The following is a 21,826-nucleotide window of genomic DNA, read 5'->3' on the forward strand; positions in this document are numbered from 1 at the left end:
GAGACGATAACGACAAGGGAGGAAACCCAATGGGCGAAACGGTGGGAGGGACCGTCATCGTGACCGGCGGCGCGTCCGGGATCGGTTACGAGACGGCGGAGGTTCTGAAGGAGCGGGGCTGGTCCGTCTATCTGTTTGATCTCAAGCGCGAGGCGTTGGAAACGGCATGCGCCGGCTTGGGACTGGAGATGGAGCGCGGCTTGGTCTGCGATATCTCCGACGAGGCGGCGGTCGAGGACGCGGTGGCGACGGTATGGGCGCGCGAGAGGGTTGGTGCGGTGGTGAACTGCGCCGGCATCGGTGCCGACAAGGCGGCGGTGGAGACCAGCGTCGCGGAGTTCCGCCGGGTGCTCGACATCAATCTGATCGGCTCGTTCGCGGTCTCGCGTGCTGTCGCTTCCCGCTGGCTGGAGGCCGGAATGGTGGGCGCGATCGTAAATATCAGCTCCGTATCCGGCATGACCGGCAACAAGGGCCGCGTCGCCTACGGATCGTCGAAGGGCGGGGTGAACCTGATGACCCTTGTGATGGCCAATGAGCTCGGCCGCTCCGGCATCCGCGTCAACGCCGTGGCGCCTGGACCGATCGACACGCCGCTTGCCCGTTCCGTGCATACCGACGACGTGCGCCGCCAATGGGCCGAGCGCGTGCCGCTGTCGCGCTATGGCACCCCCCGGGAGGTCGCAATGGCGGTCGCATTTTTGCTGTCGAACGACGCCAGTTACGTCAACGGGCACATCCTGACCGTCGATGGCGGGTTCGTCTCCGCGGGGCTGGCGTCATGACGTCGCCGCGCCGCATCGCGCATCCCGGTCCCGAGGCCGCCGAGCGTACGCGCGTCGTTCCCTGTGGCGCGGTGCCGGTGACGCTTCGGCTGGAGCCGGGTCGCAGCGTTCTGGAGGAGGCCACTGCCGCGCTTGCGGCGGAAGGCTTCGAAGCGGCGTATCTCTCGCTCGCCGGCGCGCGCTTCGATCCGATGCGCTACGTCATCCCGGCCGGTGCGCCCGGCGACGGGCATGCGGCCTGGTACAGCGAGACCTTCGCCCCCGACGGCGTCTGTACGGTCGAGATTGCGGGACTGCACGTGGGCAGGCGCGATGGCGAGCCCTTCCTGCATTGTCACGGCATCTGGTCGCTGCCCGACGGCACGCAGGCCATGGGCCATCTTCTGCCTCACGACAGCGTGCTCGCCAAAGCGGTCGAGGTGACGGGCTTTGGCCTCGACGGGGCCATCCTAGACGTGGAGGACGATCCGGAGACCCGGTTTCGCCTGTTTCAGCCGGTCGCGCGCCAGGAGCACGGGCGATCCACTGCCGAAGCCCTATTGTGCACCATTCGGCCCAACACCGATGTCACAGAGGCGATTGCGGAGATCTGCCGGAAGAATGGGATCGACCAGGCGAGTCTGCACGGAATCGGCAGCTTGGTTGGTGCCGATTTCGAGGACGGGGAGCATCTCGCCTCCTATGCGACGGAGCTGCTGATCCGCGAAGGCGCCGTGACGCCCGGCGACACGGGGCCGCACACGAGCCTGGACATCGCGCTCGTCGGCATGGACGGCACGATCGCCGAAGGCCGGCTCGTGCCCGGCCGCAATCCGGTGTGCGTCACGTTCGAGCTCCTCGTCGTCCGTAGTTCAGCCGGATGACAAACGCTCCGGGGTGTCTGACGGGACACGCAGGCTGAGGCCGGTTCAGATCACTACGAAGCCGTGCGCGTAGGGGTCGCGGTCGTCGATGAAAATGGTGTTGAAGCCGGTCTGGCGCGCCCAGCCGGCGACGGAGGGAACGATTGCCGGGTGCTCGCCGACGGTGGTCGCCGCCTCCACGCGTCCCCTGAACAGACTGCCGATGATGCTCTCGTGAACGAAGTCGTCCCCCACCGCCAGCCGTCCCTTGGCGGCCCAATGCGCCATCCGGGCGGAGGTGCCCGTGCCGCAGGGCGACCGGTCGATCGCCTTGTCGCCATAGAATACGGCGTTACGGGCGGTGGCCTGTGGATCGCGCGGCGCCCCGGTCCACAGTACGTGGGAAAGCCCTCCGATGGCGGAATTTTCGGGATGAACGAAGGAATATTTCGCGTTCAGCGCGGCGCGCAGCTTCGGGCTGAAGCCGACGAGTTCGGCTGCGGTGAAGTCTGAGATGTCGCGGAACGTCGGCTGGGGCTCGACGATGGCGTAGAAGTTGCCGCCATAGGCAACGTCGACGGTGACGTCCCCGAGGCCCTCCACCTCCGCCGTCAGGCCTTCGGAGTGAAGGAAGGCCGGCACGTTTGTGAGCCGCACCTCGTCGACATAGCGGCCGGTCCGGACATAGTCGGCCACCACAAGTCCGGCCGGCGTGTCGAGACGCAGACGGCCGGGCTCTTTCGGCGTCACCAAGCCGTTCTCGATCGCCATGGTGACCGTGCCGATGGTGCCGTGGCCGCACATCGGCAGGCAGCCGGAGGTTTCGATGAAGAGCACGGCGATGTCGCAATCGTCCCGCGTCGGCGGATAGAGGATGGACCCGGACATCATGTCGTGGCCGCGCGGTTCGAACATCAGGCCAGTGCGAATCCAATCGAATTCGGCCAGGAAATGGGCGCGTTTTTCGGTCATGTCGGCGCCGGAAAGGTGCGGCGCGCCGCCTGCGACCAAGCGCACGGGATTGCCGCAGGTGTGCCCGTCGATGCACTGGAAGGTGTGGTTGCTCATTCGCGTGAACCCGGAGAAGCGGGTGGATCTGAAGGGCGTTCGCTCGATCGCGGGTGGCTGGCCGGAAGCCTATGTCATCACATGGGCAGTGTTCGAACCACTCGGAATTTGTCGTCGGCTCAAAGTCCTGGAAGAGTGACCGGTGACCGCGATCGTGATCCGGCGTTCGGCGCAGGTCATGCCGGACACCTTATTCGCTCATTCGGTTCAGGACTTTTGGGAAGGGCATAGAGGCAATGACGACGAATATCTTCAGCGGCTGCATTCCCGCGCTCATGACGCCGTGCAAGCCGGACCGGACCCCGGATTTTCCGGCGCTGGCGCGCAAAGGGCGCGAATTGCACGCGGCCGGTATGAACGCGGTCGTCTATTGCGGGTCGATGGGCGATTGGCCGCTTCTAACCGACGAGCAGCGCATGGAGGGCGTGCGCCATCTGGTCGAAGCCGGGGTCCCGACCATCGTGGGCACAGGGGCGATCAACACGAAGTCGGCCGTCGCGCACGCGGCGCATGCCGCCGAGGTCGGCGCTCAGGGGTTGATGGTCATTCCCCGAGTGTTGTCGCGCGGCACCGCGCCAAGCGCGCAACGGGCGCATTTCTCCGCCGTCCTGGACGCCGCGAAAGGCTTGCCGGCGGTGATCTACAACAGCCCCTATTACGGCTTCGCCACCCGCGCCGACCTGTTCTTCGCCCTGCGCGCCGACTATCCCAATCTGGTCGGGTTCAAGGAGTTCGGCGGGGCGGCGGACCTGAGCTACGCGGCCGAGACCATCACCTCGGGCGACGACGACCTGACGCTGATGGTCGGGGTCGACACCCAGGTCTACCACGGCTTCGTCAAGTGCGGGGCAGGGGGTGCCATTACCGGCATCGGCAACGCGCTGCCCAAGGAGGTTCTGCACCTTGTCTCGTTGTGCGAGCAAGCGGCGGCCGGCAACATGGTGGCGCGGGCTAAGGCGCGCGAGCTGGAAGAGGCGTTGTTGGTGCTGTCGACCTTCGACGAGGGCCCCGATCTGGTGCTGTTCTACAAGCATCTGATGGTGCTGACCGGCAACGAGGAATACCGGCTGCATTTCAACGAGACCGATGCGCTGTCCGAGACGCAGCGGGCCTTCGCCGAAGCGCAGTTCAAGCTGTTCCGGACCTGGTATGATGCCTGGGTCTCTTAGAACCGTTCAGCCTTTCACAGAATCGCAGAACGGTTCTAACTCCTTATTTCAACGCGTTTCCGGACGGCCAACCCGTTTCCGCTTCGCCGAGACCCGCTCTTGAGTATTTCCCGTTCAGAAGGAAGCGGTTTGAACGAAAAGAAGGTGCGTTTGGACGGCGACGCCGTCGGTCGCTAGCGCGAAAAAGGCGTCAGGACGTGCGGTCTGCAGTCGAGCATTTTTTGATTTCGCTCCGGGCGGGCTGTTAGCCGCGCGGCGGAGCCGATGCCTTCTCGCCCGGCTGGTCGGCGCCCGGTCGCGCGCTGTCGGCAATGGCCGTAGACCGGCAGTCGGCGGCCGTTTCGCACAACCATGTGGCGACCTTGCGCGCCGCGGCGGCGTTGCCCTCTGGGTTGACGCCAACCGTATAGGTCGCCCCCGGGACACGGATCTCAGGCCACGGTTCGATCAGATGGCCGGCGCGGACCAGTTCCTCCACAAGGAATAGCGGCGCGACTAGTGCGCCGATGCCCGAAAGGGCCGCCTCCAGAGCGATGTAGAAGTGCGGGAAGCGGATCGCCTCGGGCGCCGTTGGCGCTCCTGTCGCCCGTGCGAACCAGCGCTTCAACTCGCCGGCGCGCGTGTCGGCGGCGACCAGCGGCAGTGCCGACGGGCTGGATGCCCCAGATAGTGCCGGGGCCGTCAGCAGACCGAGCTCCTCCACGAACAGGGGCTGCGGATCGAAACGGGCAGCGAGCGCCGGGCCGCGCCGAATCATCACGTCGAAGGGGATCGCGTCCCAGTCTTCCGTCGTATGGGTCGGCCGTACGGCGACGCGGACGCCCGGCCCGGAGGCCTGAAAGGACGGCAGCCGGGGAATGAGCCAGCGCATCGCGAAGGTCGCAGGCGCGACGACGGCTAGTTCGCTTTCCTGTTCCGCCGCTTCGATGTCGTCGAGGGCGGCCGCCAGGAGCTGACGGGCCTCTCCCATCGCCGTTGCCAATCGCTCGCCTGCGGCATTGGCGATCATGCCGCGCCGTTTTTCCGCAAAGAGCGGTCGCTCGAGCCACTGCTCCAGTTGCGTGATCTGCTTGCTCACAGCCCCGTGCGTGACGGATAGGTCCTCCGCGGCAGCAGAAATACTTCCCGTTCGTACTGCGCTTTCCAGTGCAAGAAGCGCTTTAAGTGGCGGTAGTCGTCGTTTTGTCATGTGAATACCGTTCACATCGCGCCGAATTTATTTCGATTGAGCATCAGATCCAGAAAAGGATAATGAAAATACTCAGATAAGCGGCCTCTATGCCTGAATTGAGTGAGCATACAGGACGCCCATGGCGCTTTGATAACAGGGAGTGAGAATGTCCGTCGCACAGCACCGACCGATCATCGACGAGGCGTGGAACGTCGAGGTCAACGGCCGCAGCTATCGGTGGCCGCGGCGCCCGGTCGTGGTGATCTGCTACGACGGGTGCGACCCCGCCTACGTGGAAGCCGCCTGCCGCGATGGCATCGTGCCGAACCTCGCACGGATGCGGGCGGACGGCTTCGATGGCGTGGCGTTGGCGGCGATGCCGACCTTCACCAACCCCAACAACGTCTCGATCGTTTGCGGTGCGCCGCCGAGCGTGCACGGCATCTCCGGCAACTACTTTCTCGACGTCGAGAGCGGAGAGGCCGTGATGATGCTGGACGACGCCGGCATGATCGCCCGGACGATCCTCTCCGGCTTCTCGCGCGGCGGTGCCGAGGTCGCGACCGTGACTGCCAAGGACAAGCTCCTGAAGGCGCTGGCCAAGGACTTGGACGGCGTCGCCTTCTCCGCGGAGAAGGCCGACAAGGCCACCCTGGCGGCGAACGGGATCGAGGATGCCACCCGGCTCGTCGGCCGGCCGACGCCGGGCCAGTACCAGCCGGACCTGTCGCTGTTCGTTCTCGATGCCGGGGTCCGGCTCCTGGAGGAGCACGCGCCCGACTTGGTCTATTTGTCGCTGTCGGACCTGGTGCAGCACAGCCATGCGCCCGGCACGCCGGAGGCGAATGCCTTCATGGCCGAGGTCGACGCCCGCGTCGGCCGCCTCATTGCGCTCGGCGCGACCGTCGGCATCGTCGCAGACCACGGCATGACCGACATGGCGCTGGAGGACGGCAGTCCCAACGTCGTCTACCTCGGTGATGCGCTCGACGCTCGCTTCGGCGTCGGGCGGACCCGTGTCATCTGCCCGATCACGGACCCGTTCGTGCGCCATCACGGTGCGCTCGGCGGCTTCGTTCGGGTGCATGTCCTCGATCCCGAGCTCGAAGCCGGCGAGGTGCTCGCCGAAGTCGCTGCGACTGACGGCGTCGATCTGGCGCTTGTCAGGGACGAGGCCTGCGCCCGCTTCGAGCTGCCGGCCGACCGGGAGGCCGACATCGTCGTGGTGGCCGAGGCCGGCGTGGCGATCGGTGCCCGCGCCGCCGACCACGACCTGTCGCAGCTCGCCGGCACGCGGCTGCGCTCCCACGGCGGGCTCGCCGAGCAGCGCGTGCCCTTCATCCTATCGCGGCCGCTGAATGCCGCCTACCGGGCGCGCGCAGAGGACACGCTACGCAACTTCGACATCTTCGACTTCGCCATCAACGGAACGGACTGACACCATGTCCCGTGTGATCGCGATCATGCTCGACGGGTTGCGCCGGGACTTCGTGCGACCCGAATTCACCCCGAACCTCGCCCGGTTCGCCGAACGTGCGGCGGTGTTCGAGGCCCACCGCTCTGTCTTTCCTTCCGCTACCCGCGTCGTCTCCGCTGCCTTCGCCACTGGCTGTCATCCGGCACGCAACGGACTCCACGGCAACTCCATGGCGCTCATGGAAGACAGCGGCCTCGTCGTGCACGATGCCGGCAAGCCGGACTTCCTGCAGCACAAGCGGGCAGTTACCGGGCGGACCCTCGCAACGCCGACGATGGCGGAGCGCCTGGCCCCGCGTGGCGGCGCCGTCGTCTTCAACAACGTCTCGCCCGGCGCCGCCTATGCCCACGATCCAGACGGTCACGGCCGCGTCTATCACCGCGCCGGTTCGTTCGGACCCGGCCGCGTCCCCGTCGCCGAGTCCGACCGGCTGGACATCAGCCTCGGCATCGAAGGCGACCGGGAGATGACCCGGCGGTTTCTCGACGAAGCCGTGGCGCGCGATCCGGCGCTGTCGGTGCTCTGGCTGTCGGAACCGGACACGTCGCAGCATGCCTCGCCCCTCGGCTCGCCCGAGCATCTGGATACCCTGAATGAGGCGGATGCCCTCGCCGGAGCTGTCATCGACGCGGTGACCATGCGCGTTGCGGACGGCGAGGACATCCTGCTCTCCGTCGGTTCCGACCACGGCCACCAGACGGTGACGGAGACCGTCGACCTTGAGGCTTGTCTCGTTGCCGCCGGGCTGAAGGAGAGCCTCGGCTCCGACGACGTTGTTGTCGCGGCGAACGGAACGGCGGCGCTGATCTATGTCGCGCCCGACCACGCGGACCAGATCGATGCCCTCGCCGCGCACCTGCGCGGACAATCCTGGGCCGGCGAGGTGATCTCGGGCGCGGATCTGGCCGCCATCGGCCAACACCCCACGGAGGGGCCCGCGATCGCGGTTTCCATGGCGGCGAGCGATGCGAAAAACGACTATGGCGTGCCTGGGCTCTCCGCCGCCGTGAAGCCTGCCGCCGGCAAGGCGGACCGCGCTGGATGCGGTCAGCACGGCGGCCTCGGGCGCCATGAGCAATCGCCGGTGCTGATGCTGGCCGGGCGCGGCTTTCGCCCCGGCGTCCGGCGCGACGACGAGACCTCGGTCGTCGATCTTGCCCCCACCTTTCTCGCCCATCTCGGTCTTCTCCCCGAAGGCCTCGACGGGCGGGCTTTGCAAGCCGATCCCCTCTCAGAGATGCCGGAGTTCTGAAACATGAAATCTCCCTCGCTCACCCTCGATCGTCGCCAGCTAATGCTCGGCGCCGCCACCGCCTCGCTGGTCGCGGTCATGCCGGTTTCCCTGAGCGCGCAGGAGGCCGCGTCGCGCGGTGGCGTGTTGCGCTACGCCACTCTCGGCCTCGACACCTCCGACCCGCACCGCCACACCGGCTCGATTGCCGTGCAACAGCTCTATGTCGAGGCGCTGACCTCCATCGGTCCGGACGGCCGGGTCGAGCCGTTCCTGGCGGAAGGCTATGAGGTCTCCGACGACGGTCTGACCTACACCTTTGCGCTGCGTGACGGGGTGACCTTCCACAACGGCGACCCGGTGACGGCCGAGGACGTGGTTGCCAACGTCGAGCGCGTGCGCACCAACGTGAAGGGCGGCTGGCTCGCCTCGGCGATGAAGCTCGTCGACGGAGTGAACGCGCCCGACGATCGCACCGTCGTCATCGCGATGAAGGAGCCCTACGCACCGCTCGCGAACCTGCTGTCGGAGCTTTGGATCGTGTCGCCGAAGTCGGACGGGTGGAACGAGACCATCACCACGCCGATCGGCACCGGTCCCTTCGTTTTCGGCGAATGGAAGCCGCAGATCAGCCTCTACGCGCCTGCCTACAAGGGCTACTGGCGCGGGGACATGCCGTATCTCGACGCCGTCGAGGCGAACCTGCGCGAAGATCTCGACAAGTCGGGCGCGATGCGGGTGGGCGATCTCCACATCGCCAGCGTGCCGCGTGACGAGGCTCGCCAGCTTGCCAAGAGCGGCGACATCCACGTCAGCCAGTTGAAGGACTCCACCTGGTATTTCGTTTCCTTCAATAACCGCAAGCCGCGGCCACCGTTCGACGACCCGCGCGTGCGTGAGGCGATCATGTATGCCGTCGACAAGCAGGCGTTCATGAACTTCCTGGCGGGTGACGACGGGGTCGTGACCAACCAGCTCGTGATGCCGGGACATGTCTACTTCGACCAGGGACTGCATGACGCCGACAAGCACGCCAAACCCGATCTGGAAAAGGCGAAAGCGATGTTGGCGGAGGCCGGCGTGAAGCCGGAGGAAATCACCATCGAGTTCCTCTCCTGGCAGGAGAACTACCCGCAGGTGGTGGTCCAGATGGTCCGCCAGCTCGGCTTCAAAGTGAACCACGTCGCGCTCGACGATCTCGGCGCCCAGAACCGTCTCGGCCAGTACGACTGGGACATGAACGCCATGGCGTCCGGTCCGCGCGCGGACATCTTCCTACGGTTCGTGCGGCTGATGAGCAACGGTCCGAACCCCGTGCTATGGGGCGGGGTCCAGGATCCAGAACTCGACGCCATTGTCGAGAAGGCTGTGGCCGAGACCGACGAAGCCAAGCGCAAGGCCCTCTATCTGAAGGCCTGGGACCGGGTGATGGACAACTACTACACCGTCGTCCTGGGGCATGCGGCCAACACCATCGCCATCCGCGAAGAAGTCCAGGGCTACGAGCCCGGCTTTACCTGGTCGCCGAACTGGGCGACCGGGGGCATCGCGCAGACTTGGCTGAAGCAGGACTGAGCCCGATGGCGTTCGCCCACGCTCATGGAAGCGCCGGACCGCAGAGGTCCGGCGTTGCCGTCGTTGCTCCCGTCAAAGACGATCGGGAGGCGCGCGCTGCGTCGGAGCCCGTTTCCGACCCGCGGGGGCAGCGCCGTGCCTCCGCTTTGGGCGCACTGGTCGGTGGGGCGATCGTCGCCCTGATCGCGCTGGCTGCGGTGTGTGCGCCGTTGATTGCTCCCCACGATCCGCTGGCTCAGGACCTTCTCAGCCTCAATCAGGGACCGAGTGCCGCGCATCTTCTGGGTACGGACCATCTCGGCCGCGACGTCTTCTCGCGGCTGGTAATGGGCGCGCGCGTCACTCTCTTGGTGGGGCTTGGCGGCACGTGCGTGGCGTTCGTGTTGGGCGCGGTCTGCGGCCTCACCGCGCTTGCTCTCGGCCGCATTCCCGAGGCGATCGTCTTTGGCGCGATCGACGTGGTGCGCGCCATGCCGGGGATCTTGCTCGCGCTCTTGCTGATTGTCGCGATCGGCGCGGGCACAGGTCCCGTCCTCTTGGCGCTCGGCCTGTCATACGCCCCGCATTTCGCCTATGTCGCCCGCGCCGCCTACAAGCGTGAGGCGGCCCAGGACTATGTGCGCGCCGCCGGTCTGTTCGGCGGCGGAAGATTGCATGTGCTTTCCCTTCATATCCTGCCGAACGTGATGGGCGGGCTGATCACTCAGGGGGCGATTATCCTGCCCCGCTGTATCGTCACTGAATCGGTGCTGAGTTTCCTCGGTCTCGGCTCTTCCCCGGACGCGCCGACCTGGGGGCGCATGGTGTCGGACGCGAGCCGCTACCTGGAGATCGCGCCCCATGCGATCCTGATCCCGGTCCTGGCGCTGATCGCGCTGACCGTCAGCCTGCTCCTCGTCGGCGATGCGGTGCGTGCCCACCTCGATCCGCTGCGCCGCGTGCAAGCCGCGAAGGGGGCAGCGTGATGGGCGCCCGGCTCGCAGGAACAGGGCTCGGTGTCGCTCGGCTCCTTTTCCAGGCCGCCGGCATCGTCGTGCTCGTGTTCTTTCTATGCCGGGTCGTGCCGGGTGACGCCGTCGATCGGATGACCCTCGAAGGCGGGCTCACCTTGGCGCAGGAGGCGGCGCTGCGCGCGGAAATGGGTCTCGACCGGTCGCTGCCTGTCCAGTTCGTCGACTGGGCGGGGGGCGCGCTGCACGGCGATTTCGGGACTTCGCTGCGCTATCACCGCCCGGTGTCGGACATGCTGGCCACGGCGCTGCCGTCGACCTTGAAACTCGCCGGTTTCTCGTTTCTGGTCGGGATCGGGCTTGCCATCGGTCTTGCCGTTGCCGCCGCCATGAGCGGCAGCCGCTGGCTCGCGGGCCTCGTCAACTTCGTGAATGTCTGGTCGATCGCGCTGCCCACCTTTTGCGTCGGTGTCATCGCGATCCTGATCTTTTCGATCTGGCTCGGCTGGCTGCCGGTCATCGGTGGGCTTCTCATGCCGGTGCTGATCCTCGGCATGGACAATGCCGGACAGATCGGCAAGCCGCTGTTCGAGGAGCTGCGCGAGGCGACGACGTCGGCACATGTCCGCACCGCCCATGCCAAGGGCCTCGGACCGGTGCGCGTCGCGCTCTTCCATCTCCTGCCGACGGCGCTCCCCGTGGCGCTGGCCATGTCCGGCCTGGTGCTCGCCGGCCTCGTCGCCGGCACGCTCACGATGGAGATCCTGTTCGGGCTGCCGGGTCTCGGCAGCCTGATGCTCAACGCCATCCACGGCCGCGACTATCCGGTGGTGCAAGCGGCGATCACCGTCGCCGCCGTCGGCCTCGTCCTTATCAACGCCCTGATGGATATCGTCCACCGCGCCGTCGATCCGAGGCTCTCCCGATGACTGCGCCGCTTCTCCAGGTCCGCAACCTCACCGTCCGCGCCGGCGAAACGGAGATCCTGCGCGGTCTCTCCTTTGACTTGCATGCAGGCCGGACGCTCGCCCTCATCGGCGAGTCCGGCTCCGGCAAGTCGATGACCGGATTGTCGCTTCTCGGCCTGTTGCCGCGCGGCGTCGCGTATGGCGATGGCTGTGCGATCAGCTTCGACGGCGCGCCTCTCCCGTTGCGCGACGAGCGTGGTATGCGGGCGTTTAGGGGCCGGCGCATCGGCGTCGTTTTCCAGGATCCGATGGCCTGCCTGAACCCGTTCATGCGGGTCGGTACGCAAATTGGCGAGGCTTTGCGGCGCACGGGCGTCCGCTCCGCCGCCGCCCGCCGCAGGCACATCGCGGATCTTCTCTGCGAGGTGGAGCTGCCGGATCCCGCGATCTCCGCGCGCTATCCGCACGAGATCTCCGGCGGTCAGCAGCAGCGCGTAATGATCGCCATGGCGCTCGCTTGCGCGCCGGATCTCCTGATCGCCGACGAGCCGACCAGCGCCCTCGACGGAACCATCGCCGCGGAGATCGTGCGACTGCTGGCCACGCTGCAGTCGCGCCACGGAACGGCGATGCTCTTCATCACGCATGATCTTTCGGTGGCGGGCGCGTTGGCGCACGACATTGCGGTGATGAACCACGGGGAGATCGTCGAGACCGGTTCCGCGGAAACGGTGTTGTCGCGGCCGGAGCATCCCTATTCGAGGCGGCTGGTGGAGGCGCGCAAGGCGCTCGTCGGGATGCCTGGTCATCCAACGGTGCGTGGCGCCGCCTGCCGCGCCGTCGCTCGGGACCTCTCGGTGGACTATCCCGCCAAAGGGCTTTTCGGGCGCCCCGTTCGTGCCGTTCACGAAGCCGATCTCGTGCTCCACGAAGGCCGCACGCTCGGCATTCTCGGCCAGTCCGGTTCGGGCAAGAGCACGCTGGCGGCGGCTCTGTGCGGGCTGAGGGCGCCGGCGACCGGGTCGGTCCGGCTGCTCGACGAGACCCTGACGCCATCGGAGCCCCGTCTCTCGCGAGCGCAGCGCCGCTCGGTCCAGTTCGTCTTCCAGAATCCCTATGGCGCGCTCAATCCGCGTCTGACCGTCCGCCGGCTTCTCGAAGAACCGCTGGCTCTGGCAGGGGCAGGGGGCGAGGCGCCGGCGAAGATCGAGGCGGCGTTGGAGGAGGTTGGTCTGGAGCCGGCGCTTGCGGCACGCTATCCGCATCAGCTCTCCGGCGGACAGCGCCAGCGCGTGTGCATCGCGCGGGCGCTGTTGTGCGATCCGAAAATCCTGGTCTGCGACGAGGTGGTCTCCGCCCTCGACATGACGGTGCAGCTTCAGATTCTCCAACTGCTGAAGCGATTGCAGGCCGAACACGGCTTTGCCATGGCCTTCATCGGTCACGACATCGAGGTGGTGCGTTGGATCGCCGACGAGATCGTGGTGATGCACGCCGGCCGTCTCGTCGATCGCTTCGAGGTCGCCGACCTGCAGGCGCCGCAGCGCCACCAGCAGACGCGACTGCTGCTCTCCAGCGTTCCGCCGCGTGCGGCTTGAGCAAGCATTCGCCGTCGGTTCGCGGTTCAGGATGTTCCGGTGGCATCCGGCCTTGCGTCTGCGTCCCGCGCGGGCAGCACGTCGTCGACGCTGATCTGCACAAGACCCCGGCTGCAGCGTTCCACACGAGCCTTTACGCCGTAAACGTCGGCAAGTGTCTCCGGGGTCACCGCGGCTTCGGCGGGTCCGCTGGCGGCAACCCGTCCATTGCCGAGAAGAACGATGCGCTCCGCCCACCGGCTCGCCAGGGCAATATCGTGCAGCACGACGAGCACGATCATGCCGCGCTCTGCCGCGAGATCCTTGACCAGCCGCATCACCGAAAACGCATGACGCATGTCCAGCGCGCTTGTGGGCTCGTCAAGCAGCAGAATGCGCGGCGCACGGACGATCGCCTGGGCGAGGCTGGCAAGCTGACGTTGTCCGCCGGACAACTCGTCGAGCGCCGCCATGGCCAGATGTTCGATCCCAAGTCTCGCAAGAACCGCTTCGCTCTCCCGAGCCGCCTCGCGGCTGGAGCGGGGACAGCCTGTCGGAACGGCGTTCAGCGCGCTCAGCACGCTTTCGAAGACCGTCAGCGAGATCTGCTGCGGCAGGGCCTGGGGCATGTAGGTTACGGTGGCGGCGTGCTCTGTCGGCGAGGCCTGCAGGAGATCGCGGCCGTCGTAGAGGATTTCGCCGCGTGCCGGATGAAGTCCGGCGACGGCCCGTAAAAGAGTGGTTTTGCCGGCCGCATTCGGACCGACCAGGGCGGTCAATTCGCCGGGATAAAACGGCTCCAGCGTCACGCCGGTCAGCACCGGGCGGCGCCGGTAGCCGGCCGACAGATTGCGAATTTCCAGAGGTGTACCGCTCATCCGCCACGCTCCGGCCGGGCCAGGACGAGGGCGATGAAGATCGGGATTCCGATGAGCGAGGTGACCACGCCGATCGGCACGAGGATGCCCGGCACCAGCGACTTCGACGCGATCGAGGCGCCGGCCATGATGATCGCCCCCGACAAGAGGCTCGCCGGCAGGAAGAAGCGATGATCCTCGCCCGTCAGAAGCCTTGCGATATGCGGTCCAACCAATCCGACGAACCCGATCGTGCCGACAAACGAGACCGCGGCGGCCGTCATCAGGCTGATGCGCAGGAGGGTGGTGAGCCGCAACCGGGCGGTGTTGATCCCGAACGAGCGCGCACGGTCCTCGCCGAGGCGCAGTGCCGTCAGTTTCCAGGCGGCGGACAGGGAAAACGGCAATAGCACCGCCAGCACCACGCAGAGGATTCCGACTTTTTCCCAGTTGGCGCGAGCGAGGCTGCCCATCGTCCAGAACACGATCTGTTGCAGGGCCTCCTGGCTCGCCAGGAATTGGATCAGCGCCAGCAGGGAATTGAAGGTGAAGAAGATCGCAATGCCGAACAGGATCAGGGTGTCCGGCCGTCGTCCGCGCAGCTTGCTCACTCCCTGGAGCAGGAGGGTCGACGCAAACGCGAACACGAACGCGTTCGCCGAGATCATCCAGTTCTCGCCGATCCACGGCAGCCCGATGCCGAGCACGATCGCTGTCGCGGCCCCGAACGAGGCGGCAGCCTCAACGCCCAGCGTGAAGGGGCTGGCGAGCGGGTTGTTCAGGATGGTCTGCGTTTCCGCTCCGGCAAGCGACAGGATCGCGCCCACGAGCAGGGCGATGAGCGCGGCCGGCAGGCGTACGTTCCAGACGATCACCTGGTTGGCTCGGCTGGTGGCCTCGGGGTCGAACAGCGCGGTCAACAACATATCGAGATCGATTGCCGACGGGCCCGTCATCAAGTCGGCGAGAAATGCGGCAAGGGCGAGGGTGCCCAGTCCGGCGAGCAGCAGGATCCGTCGCCGGACCAGCGCGCCATAGCGCGCCGCCGCTCCTGTCTGTGCTGTGGTCATTCGTGGTGCAACGCGCGCAGTTCGCTCGGTGCCAGTCCGAACCGCCGCCGGAACGCCGTCGCGAAATTCGCGGGGCTGTGATAACCGGCAATGGCGGCCGCCTCCGCGATCGAAATCTCGTCGGTTTCGAGGGAAAAGCGCGCCTTGAGAAGGCGGCGCTCGCGCACATAGTTGCCGACGGACATACCCCGGGTCGCGTGGAAAAGCCGCTGCAGGGTGGAAACGCTGGCGCCAACCTCGCGGGCCACGTCCGCGATCGAGATCGGCGTCGACAAGTGCTCCTCGAGGAAATCGCAGGCGGCCTGCACGCGCCGTCGATCGCGCGGACGCACGCCGGCCGCAGCGCCGTGACCGAGCCCGGTAAGGCTGCGCAAGGCTTCCAGGAGAATCTCGGTCGCGCGACACTCCAGATACAACCGTCCGAGGAAGCCATCCAGACCGGGCGGATTGAGGATCTGTTCGGCCAGAGCGATGGCGTGCGGCGAGGGCGACCAGATCGCGTGCGACAGGTCCGTTCCACGGATCGCCGGCAGCAGTCTCCCCAACTCGCCGGACTGGGCTCCGAGCCAGTCGAGCGAAACGGTGACGTTGACCTTGCGAACATGGGTCCCTTGGCGCGAGCGACGGACGAAGCGCTGCGGCGAGGAACGGAGGATGACGTAGCCATTGGAGCCCGCGTGATCGCTCGTCTGCGCGGCGCAGTGGAAATGATGTCCGCCGAGTTCGAAATCGATTTCTCCCTCCAGCACGAGCGAGCAGGTCAGGCCCGATTGCTGCACGAGTTCCGTGGTGAGGTCGTGAAGCTCGACCGTGTCTGTGGCGTGCAGCGTGAGACCCGGCCGCAGCTTGGCCAGAACATAGTGGCCGGATAGGGCGGCTCCGTTTTCGGTCGCGTCGGGTGTAAGGATCTGGAAGTCGGTGCCGACAAGCGAAGAGGAGCGCGCCAGATCGGCGCCCCGTACCGTGGCGCTCCGCTCGCCCCGTCCGCGCCCGGCTTGGGCGCCGGCACGGCGGGGCGTCCTCGCGACCTGGCCGGATGTCGCGTTCGGCAGATCAACGGGTTCAGCCGGGTTCCAGTTCATAGAATTACTCTAGATTAGATCGATTTGAGTCTTGCTGCCTGGCGTTTGTTGGCGGCGAGGGCCTCCAGATTCGCAATTCCTATGCTTCTGACCGGCATTGATAAACAGTTGGTATTCTGCCGCACATGTCTGCGCGTCTGGAAAACGCATTTGACCTACGGCCAAAGAGGGGGCGTCTGGTCCGTGGCGACTTGGTTCCATATAGTCGAAAATCATGACTTTGGAAGTCAAATATTAGAACTGTTCCCGGCTGCCGCGTAATCGGCGCCGGCAATCCAAGCAGAGCTCGGAAAGGGCAAGGGTCAAATGGAGTATGTCACCAGTCGCCGCGGCTCCGCGGCGCTGTCGGTCGCGCTCGTGCGGACGCATCTGCTCGCCACGACGGCAATTGCCGCCGCGTTGTCTCTCGGGTCCCATGCGGCCCTGGCGCAGGACGATGGCGCCGTGCCTCTGGAAACGATCCGGGTCACGGGGCAGGGCTCCGCGTCCACGGAAGGCACCGGAAGCTACACGACCCAACTCAGCACGGCCTCGCTTAAGGGGATGGCGGAGCTCAAGGACGTTCCGCAGACCATCAACGTCGTCACCCAGCAGCGCATGGACGATCAGAACATGACGCAGCTGGAGGACGTGGCACGGTGGACGCCGGGTCTCAGGGTATTCACCAACGACCCGGGCCGCTCGTCGATCTTCTCCCGCGGCTTCGAGTTCGACAGCTACTATGTCGACGGCCTGCCAGCGCCCATGGGGAGCCGGAACGGCACCGTCCCGGACCTGGCGCCGTTCGAGCGGGTCGAGTTCCTGAAGGGACCGTCGGCGCTCTATTCTGGCTCGGGCGAGCCGGGCGGCACGGTGAACCTGGTCCGCAAGCGCGGTCTCGACCATTTCCAAGTCAAGGCGACCGGCACCTACGGTTCGTGGGACAACGCTCGGGGCGAGCTGGATGTCACCGGACCGCTGAACGATCGGGTCCGCGCCCGCGCGGTCATGGCCTATGAGAACAACAACAGCTTCGTCGACTACAACGGCTGGGACGTTGGCGTTGCCTACGGCACCGTCGACATCGACATCACCGATCGCGACCTGCTGACCATCGGCACATGGTACCAGGAGCGCGACATCTCCCCGACCAACGGTCTGCCGACCTTCGCCGACGGCACCTTGCTCGACGTGGATACCTCGACATTCCTGGGAGCCGACTGGAACAACTTCAAGAATCACTCCACGGACGTCATCGCCGAATTCACCCACAGCTTCGACAGCGGCGGCGAGGCGAAGGTCGGGGCGCGCTACTCCAATCGCTATGCGGACGCCTTCTACGCCTACACCGGTTCGGCCGCGTCCTCGAACGGAACGAGCTCCCTGGTCGGCTACGGACTGGAGCAGAGCGAAGATGTCTTCTCCATCGACGCGCACATCGACAAGGCGTTCACGCTGCTGGGTCAGGAGCAGAACGTGCTGGTCGGCGTCGATTATCAGCAGCTTGACGAGAAGATCAATCAGGCTCGCCTGCGCGGCCTGGGCACGAACAACGTCTTCAGTCCCAACCCGTTCATCGCCGAGCCGTCCTATGCCTATTCGACGCGCACCAGCTCCAATCCCAAGGAAGCGGGCATCTACGGCCAGCTTCGTTTGAAACCACACGAGATGGTCACCATCGTTCTCGGTGGGCGCGAGAGCTGGTATCGGGCCGATGTCGACGATCTGGTCTCCGGATCGACGACCGAGGTGGAGCACAACGCGAACTTCTCGCCCTATGCCGGTCTCGTTGTTGACCTGAACCAGAATTTCTCGGTCTATGCGAGCTACACGCAGATCTTCCAGCCGCAGACCGAGGTCAATGCGGCGGGCGACGTTCTGCCGGTGCGCACGGCCAACCAGATCGAGGCGGGTGTGAAGTCGTCCTTCTTCGACGGCCGGCTGAACGGCTCACTGGCGCTTTATCAGCTCAACGACACCGACCGTGCCATCGCCGACCCGAACGCTCCGGGGGCGTCTCTGGCCAGCGGCGAAATCCAGGTGCGCGGCGTCGAGGCGGAACTCTCCGGCTCGCCGTTTCCGACCCGCTTCCCGGGGTGGGAGCTGTTCGGCAGCTACACCTACATGGACATGGAGTATAAGAAGGACTCCGCCGATCTGAGCTACCAGTTCTACCTTCCGCAGAATATGTTCAACATCTGGAGCAAGTACACCTTCCAGCAGGGCATACTCGAGAACGTGCATGTCGGGGCCGGCCTCAACTACGTGAGCTCGTTCTACAACCAGTATCAGGGGTTGGAGATCAGGCAGGACGACTACGTGACCGTCGATGCCCAGATCGGTTATCTGTTCGACGACCGGGTGCAGGGGACGTTCACCGTCACCAACCTCTTCGACGAGAAATATTACGAACGTCTGGGCACGACCTCGACCTTCAACTTCTATGGTCAGCCACGGGCGTTCATGGCCAAGCTCGAGGCCACGTTCTAGGGCGAAGGTCTTGGGAACCCGTAGGATGAGTGCTGCGCCGCGAGTGAAGCGCGGAGGGGCGGTCCGTCGGACCGTCCTTCTGCTTTTTTTCGGCCTTGCCACCGGCGGTCTCGCTTCTGCCAATCAATATCTCCACGCCGACGAAATATCGGCCGAGGTCCGCATTCCCGGTTCGCAGATGCGCGATATCACCGCGACGACGAATGGCCGCGACTATCGGCTGATGATCTGGACGCCCTCGACCCCGCCGCCGCCGCAGGGTTATCCGGTGGTCTACGTCACCGACGGAAACGCGCTGTTCGGGACGGTTCGGGACGCCATCGACATCCGTTCACGCGTCCCGCGCACGAGCGGGCTTGCGCCAGCCGTCGTCGTGGCCATCGGCTATCCGGGCGATGCCCCCTACGACATCGAGCGCCGCGCCTACGATCTCACGCCGCCGGTGGAAATGGTCTCCATGCCGCCGCGTCCGAACGGAAAACCCTGGCCACCGCTTGGCGGCGCCGATGCGTTCCTCACCTTTATCGAAACCGATGTGAAGCCTTTGGTCGCCGGCCTCGTACCGGTCGATCCGTCGCGCGAAGTGCTATTGGGCCACTCGTTCGGCGGGCTGTTCGCCCTCCACGTTCTCTTCACCGATCCGGGGGCCTTCGACACCTATGTTTCGTTGAGCCCGTCGATCTGGTTCAACGATCGCATGGTGGTGAAAACCGCCGACGCCTTTTTGAACCGCCCTGCAGCGGAGCGCGGCGATGTCTCGCTGTTCCTCTCTGTCGGAGGGCTGGAGCAGCGACTGACGAGCGTCGAGGACGATCACCCGCAGGCGGCAACCCGACGAAAGTGGAAGGCAAACAACCGTATGGTCGACAATGCCCGGGAAATGGCTATCCGGCTGCAGGACGCGGATGGACTGGACGTCGAGTTTGTCGAGTTCCCCGACGAAGACCACACATCGGTTCTGCCCGCCTCGATCAGCCGCGGCCTCAGCTTCGCCCTACCCGTGGAGACCACCAGATGACCTGCTTGCGCGCCGCGGCCGTTGCCGTGTTTTCTTTCGTCCTCGCGCCTCTCGCCGCGCTTGCCGGACCTGTGGTCACCGATCTTGCCGGTCGAACGGTGGAACTGCCCGACGACATCGACAAGGTTGTCCTGGGCGAAGGCCGCTTTCTGCCGGTTCTCGCCATCCTTGAGACCGAGAACCCGGTCGACCGCATTGCCGGCATGATGGGCGAATATGAACGCCTCGATCCGGACGGTTACGCTCTCTACGAGGAACGTTTTCCGGCCCTGGCCGACGTGCCCCGGCTCGGTCTGACGACGGAAGACAGTTTCAGCCTGGAAAAGGCGATTTCGCTCGGTGCCGACGTTGCCATCTTCGGGGTCGAGGGGCATGGACCGTCAGCCCGCGCGGCGGAGACCATCGCGGCGCTCGAAGCGGCGGGCGTCACCGTCGTGTTCGTGGACTTCCGGCAGAAGCCACTGGAAAACACCGGCCCCAGCATCGAGCTCCTCGGAACCGTGCTCGGCCGGGAAGAGCGGGCGCGGGAGTTTCTCGACTTCTATGAGACCGAGCTGCGTCGCGTGACGGAGCCGCTGGCGAATGCGCAGGCCGACCGGCCCTTGGTCTTCGTGGACAGCCGGGTCGGGCTCGCCGAGGCCTGTTGCGAGACCATGGGAGATGGCATGATCGGAGAAATGGTCGCCGTGGCGGGCGGTGCCAACATGGGTGCCGAGATACTCCCCGGGCTTTTCGGGACGGTCAGCCTGGAATATCTGCTCACAAACCAGCCGGACATCTATGTCGGCACCGGGATCGGAACCTCGCGGACGTTCAATTCGGACTCCAACCGCATTGCGCTCGGCGCGGGCATTTCCGTGGAGCAGGCCCTGAGGTCGCTGGATCATTCGCTCGGTCGGGTGGGCATCGCCGACCTGCGGGCCGTGGAAGGGGGCCGGGCGCACGCCATCTGGCACCACTTCTACAATACGCCCTTCCACGTTGCGGCGATCCAGGAAATGGCGACCTGGTTCCACCCGGACCTTTTCGCCGATCTCGATCCGGAAGCGACGCTCTCGACGCTCTACGAGCGTTATCAACCGGTGCCTCTCGACGGCACCTATTGGGTTTCCCAATAGTCCGCCACGCGCGGCTGGATCCGTTCTTTTTACCCTTACTCGCGCGACGAGCCGGATTTCACTTCGCCTGACACAATCCAACAATCAGCCCGGTCACCGGAGGGGAGGCACTGCCGATGGTTTTGTCGGAGGGACGTATCGCGACCGCTGCCGCGAGCAAATACCTGCAGCAGCTCTGCAAGCATTTCCGGCACAAGGTGGACGTCGAGTTCGATGCCGCTCGCGGCCAAGTGACCTTTCCCTTCGGCGTTTGTTGGCTCGAGGCGCGGGAGGATGAGCTGGTGATGCGGTGCGAGGCACCTGATGCGGAGGCCAGCGAGCGGATGCAGTCGGTGATTGCCGTTCATCTGGAGCGGTTTGCCTGGCGCGAAAAGGCGGTCGTGGCGTGGACGCCTCTGTCGACCCCGCGGGCGGCAGCGGCCCGATAGGGATCTGCCGGATCATGGCGGTCGTGGCGAACCGGTTTCCTCTTCGCGTGGATAGCTGCTAGTCGCGGGCCCAGGCTTCGAAGGCGTCGAGGGTGTGCTCTGCGCTTGCGATCGTCGGCGTGGCGGTCGCGCCGGAATCGAGGAAGATGATGCGATCTTCCCGGGCCGGTTTCAGGAACCGGTCCCAGCCGGGCACGATGCGGTCGAGACGTGCGCGGATCGCGGCCTCGTCGCGTTCGTCGCTGGAATAGCTGTTCATGATCACCAGCACGTCGGGATCGAGCCGGCCGAACGCTTCCGAGCTGAGCGGAACGGCGAAGCCGCTGCCGTAGCCCGACGCCTTGCCGGCGCCCTGCCACTCGGCTTTGGAATAGCCGAGATCCTCGATCGCCTGGATCGCCCCGGACATGGCGCTGATGACGTTGATCTGGTCGTAGATGATGATCGCCAGATAGGTCTCCTCGCCGGGGTTGCCCGGCAGGCTGTCGCGCACCTCGGCGACGCGATCGAGATAGGCCGCCTTCTTGGCGTCGAAGGTGTCCGTGCGGGCGAAGCGTTCGGCGAGTGCGGCTTCCGCCTCAAAGCCGCTGACCACGCCAGAGCGGCTGTTCTGCAGGTAAACCGGCGCAATGGCGGAGAGCTGGTCGGCTTTTTGTGCGTCGTGCTCGGTGCCGACGATCAAGTCGGGCTCCAGCGCACGGATGCGCTCCAGATCAATGTTGCCGGGCGCGCCGATACCGCTGATCCCGAGCGCCTCGCCATCTGCGCCCAGCACGTTTTCGATGAAGTCGAGGGCAAGCAGGCTCTCTCCGTTGTCGCCACGCCCGTAGCTGCCGACGACCGGCATTCCGAGTTCCAGAAGTGGCAGTGTCAGAAGGGGCTCGTGCAGGGTCACGATGCGTTTCGGGTCTTCCGGGATCGTCACCTCGCGTCCGGCGTCGTCGGTGACGGGTCGGGTCTGGGCCATCGCGGCACCGGCGAAAAAAAGCGAGAGGATCAGGATCAGGGAACGCATTGGGGGACTCGTCTGG

The 21,826-nt window shown here is 65.8% G+C and carries 20 protein-coding genes; 14 read left to right on the top strand and 6 right to left on the bottom strand.

Features of this window, described 5'->3' with window-relative positions:
• Nucleotides 1-29: 29 nt before the first annotated feature.
• Nucleotides 30-785 carry an SDR family NAD(P)-dependent oxidoreductase gene (locus HNS03_RS03595; protein WP_367193153.1) on the top strand — a complete coding sequence of 252 codons (756 nt, stop codon included), beginning with the start codon at nucleotides 30-32 and terminating at the stop codon, nucleotides 783-785.
• Entirely contained in the window at nucleotides 782-1,648 is an 867-nt protein-coding gene (locus HNS03_RS03600) for a DUF296 domain-containing protein (protein ID WP_367193155.1), read from the top strand. Before HNS03_RS03595 ends, HNS03_RS03600 begins: the two co-directional genes overlap by 4 nt.
• Before the next feature lie 45 nt (nucleotides 1,649-1,693).
• On the opposite strand, the gene HNS03_RS03605 is transcribed toward HNS03_RS03600, so the two are convergent.
• On the bottom strand, nucleotides 1,694-2,695 hold the full coding sequence (locus tag HNS03_RS03605; RefSeq protein ID WP_367193156.1) for a 4-hydroxyproline epimerase: 1,002 nt from the start codon (nucleotides 2,693-2,695) through the stop codon (nucleotides 1,694-1,696).
• Between HNS03_RS03605 and HNS03_RS03610 the strand changes: the two genes are divergently transcribed.
• Complete coding sequence (locus HNS03_RS03610) at nucleotides 2,688-2,834, top strand: hypothetical protein (RefSeq protein WP_367193158.1); 147 nt, start codon at nucleotides 2,688-2,690, stop codon at nucleotides 2,832-2,834. The genes HNS03_RS03605 and HNS03_RS03610 overlap by 8 nt on opposite strands.
• Nucleotides 2,835-2,931: 97 nt before the next feature.
• Entirely contained in the window at nucleotides 2,932-3,864 is a 933-nt protein-coding gene (locus HNS03_RS03615) for a dihydrodipicolinate synthase family protein (RefSeq protein ID WP_367193159.1), read from the top strand.
• Nucleotides 3,865-4,108: 244 nt separating this feature from the next.
• Here HNS03_RS03615 and HNS03_RS03620 read toward each other — a convergent pair whose 3' ends face one another.
• Nucleotides 4,109-5,053 carry a LysR substrate-binding domain-containing protein gene (locus HNS03_RS03620; RefSeq protein WP_367193161.1) on the bottom strand — a complete coding sequence of 315 codons (945 nt, stop codon included), beginning with the start codon at nucleotides 5,051-5,053 and terminating at the stop codon, nucleotides 4,109-4,111.
• A 148-nt stretch (nucleotides 5,054-5,201) separates the two neighbouring features.
• Here HNS03_RS03620 and phnA point away from each other — a divergent pair, with 148 nt between their 5' ends.
• The 6 genes from phnA to HNS03_RS03650 are packed head-to-tail and all read left to right on the top strand — an operon-like array spanning nucleotide 5,202 to nucleotide 12,774.
• Nucleotides 5,202-6,473 (top strand): phosphonoacetate hydrolase, encoded by a 1,272-nt coding sequence (phnA, locus tag HNS03_RS03625; RefSeq protein ID WP_367193163.1) that lies wholly within the window; start codon nucleotides 5,202-5,204, stop codon nucleotides 6,471-6,473.
• Between the two features lie 4 nt (nucleotides 6,474-6,477).
• Nucleotides 6,478-7,764, top strand: coding sequence for an alkaline phosphatase family protein (locus HNS03_RS03630; protein WP_367193164.1), 1,287 nt, complete (start codon nucleotides 6,478-6,480; stop codon nucleotides 7,762-7,764).
• A gap of 3 nt (nucleotides 7,765-7,767) precedes the next feature.
• A complete protein-coding gene (locus tag HNS03_RS03635; RefSeq protein ID WP_367193165.1) occupies nucleotides 7,768-9,318 on the top strand; it encodes an ABC transporter substrate-binding protein in 1,551 nt (516 codons plus the stop codon).
• 5 nt (nucleotides 9,319-9,323) lie between these two features.
• Nucleotides 9,324-10,283 carry an ABC transporter permease gene (locus HNS03_RS03640; RefSeq protein WP_367193167.1) on the top strand — a complete coding sequence of 320 codons (960 nt, stop codon included), beginning with the start codon at nucleotides 9,324-9,326 and terminating at the stop codon, nucleotides 10,281-10,283.
• A complete protein-coding gene (locus tag HNS03_RS03645; protein WP_367193168.1) occupies nucleotides 10,283-11,197 on the top strand; it encodes an ABC transporter permease in 915 nt (304 codons plus the stop codon). The genes HNS03_RS03640 and HNS03_RS03645 overlap by 1 nt, the downstream gene beginning before the upstream one ends.
• Nucleotides 11,194-12,774, top strand: a complete 1,581-nt coding sequence (locus HNS03_RS03650) for a dipeptide ABC transporter ATP-binding protein (RefSeq protein ID WP_367193170.1) — start codon at nucleotides 11,194-11,196, stop codon at nucleotides 12,772-12,774. Before HNS03_RS03645 ends, HNS03_RS03650 begins: the two co-directional genes overlap by 4 nt.
• 26 nt (nucleotides 12,775-12,800) lie before the next feature.
• On the opposite strand, the gene HNS03_RS03655 is transcribed toward HNS03_RS03650, so the two are convergent.
• From HNS03_RS03655 to HNS03_RS03665, 3 genes are read right to left on the bottom strand one after another with little or no spacing between them, the layout of a single operon-like run.
• Nucleotides 12,801-13,631: an ABC transporter ATP-binding protein gene (locus tag HNS03_RS03655; RefSeq protein WP_367193171.1), complete on the bottom strand. Its 831-nt coding sequence runs from the start codon at nucleotides 13,629-13,631 to the stop codon at nucleotides 12,801-12,803.
• Nucleotides 13,628-14,680: a FecCD family ABC transporter permease gene (locus tag HNS03_RS03660; RefSeq protein WP_367193172.1), complete on the bottom strand. Its 1,053-nt coding sequence runs from the start codon at nucleotides 14,678-14,680 to the stop codon at nucleotides 13,628-13,630. Before HNS03_RS03660 ends, HNS03_RS03655 begins: the two co-directional genes overlap by 4 nt.
• Nucleotides 14,677-15,762 (bottom strand): helix-turn-helix transcriptional regulator, encoded by a 1,086-nt coding sequence (locus HNS03_RS03665; protein WP_367193174.1) that lies wholly within the window; start codon nucleotides 15,760-15,762, stop codon nucleotides 14,677-14,679. Before HNS03_RS03665 ends, HNS03_RS03660 begins: the two co-directional genes overlap by 4 nt.
• Before the next feature lie 306 nt (nucleotides 15,763-16,068).
• Between HNS03_RS03665 and HNS03_RS03670 the strand changes: the two genes are divergently transcribed.
• From HNS03_RS03670 to HNS03_RS03685, 4 genes are all read left to right on the top strand, one after another.
• Nucleotides 16,069-18,231, top strand: coding sequence for a TonB-dependent siderophore receptor (locus HNS03_RS03670; RefSeq protein WP_367193175.1), 2,163 nt, complete (start codon nucleotides 16,069-16,071; stop codon nucleotides 18,229-18,231).
• 25 nt (nucleotides 18,232-18,256) lie between these two features.
• On the top strand, nucleotides 18,257-19,249 hold the full coding sequence (locus tag HNS03_RS03675) for an alpha/beta hydrolase (protein ID WP_367193177.1): 993 nt from the start codon (nucleotides 18,257-18,259) through the stop codon (nucleotides 19,247-19,249).
• Nucleotides 19,246-20,367, top strand: a complete 1,122-nt coding sequence (locus HNS03_RS03680; protein ID WP_367193179.1) for an ABC transporter substrate-binding protein — start codon at nucleotides 19,246-19,248, stop codon at nucleotides 20,365-20,367. Before HNS03_RS03675 ends, HNS03_RS03680 begins: the two co-directional genes overlap by 4 nt.
• 116 nt (nucleotides 20,368-20,483) lie before the next feature.
• Nucleotides 20,484-20,795, top strand: a complete 312-nt coding sequence (locus HNS03_RS03685; RefSeq protein WP_367193180.1) for a DUF2218 domain-containing protein — start codon at nucleotides 20,484-20,486, stop codon at nucleotides 20,793-20,795.
• A gap of 58 nt (nucleotides 20,796-20,853) precedes the next feature.
• On the opposite strand, the gene HNS03_RS03690 is transcribed toward HNS03_RS03685, so the two are convergent.
• Nucleotides 20,854-21,810 carry an ABC transporter substrate-binding protein gene (locus HNS03_RS03690; protein ID WP_367193182.1) on the bottom strand — a complete coding sequence of 319 codons (957 nt, stop codon included), beginning with the start codon at nucleotides 21,808-21,810 and terminating at the stop codon, nucleotides 20,854-20,856.
• Nucleotides 21,811-21,826: the final 16 nt, after the last annotated feature.

The sequence above is a fragment of the Amorphus sp. 3PC139-8 genome, from assembly GCF_040750475.1.
Classification (GTDB): Bacteria; Pseudomonadota; Alphaproteobacteria; order Rhizobiales; family Amorphaceae; genus Amorphus.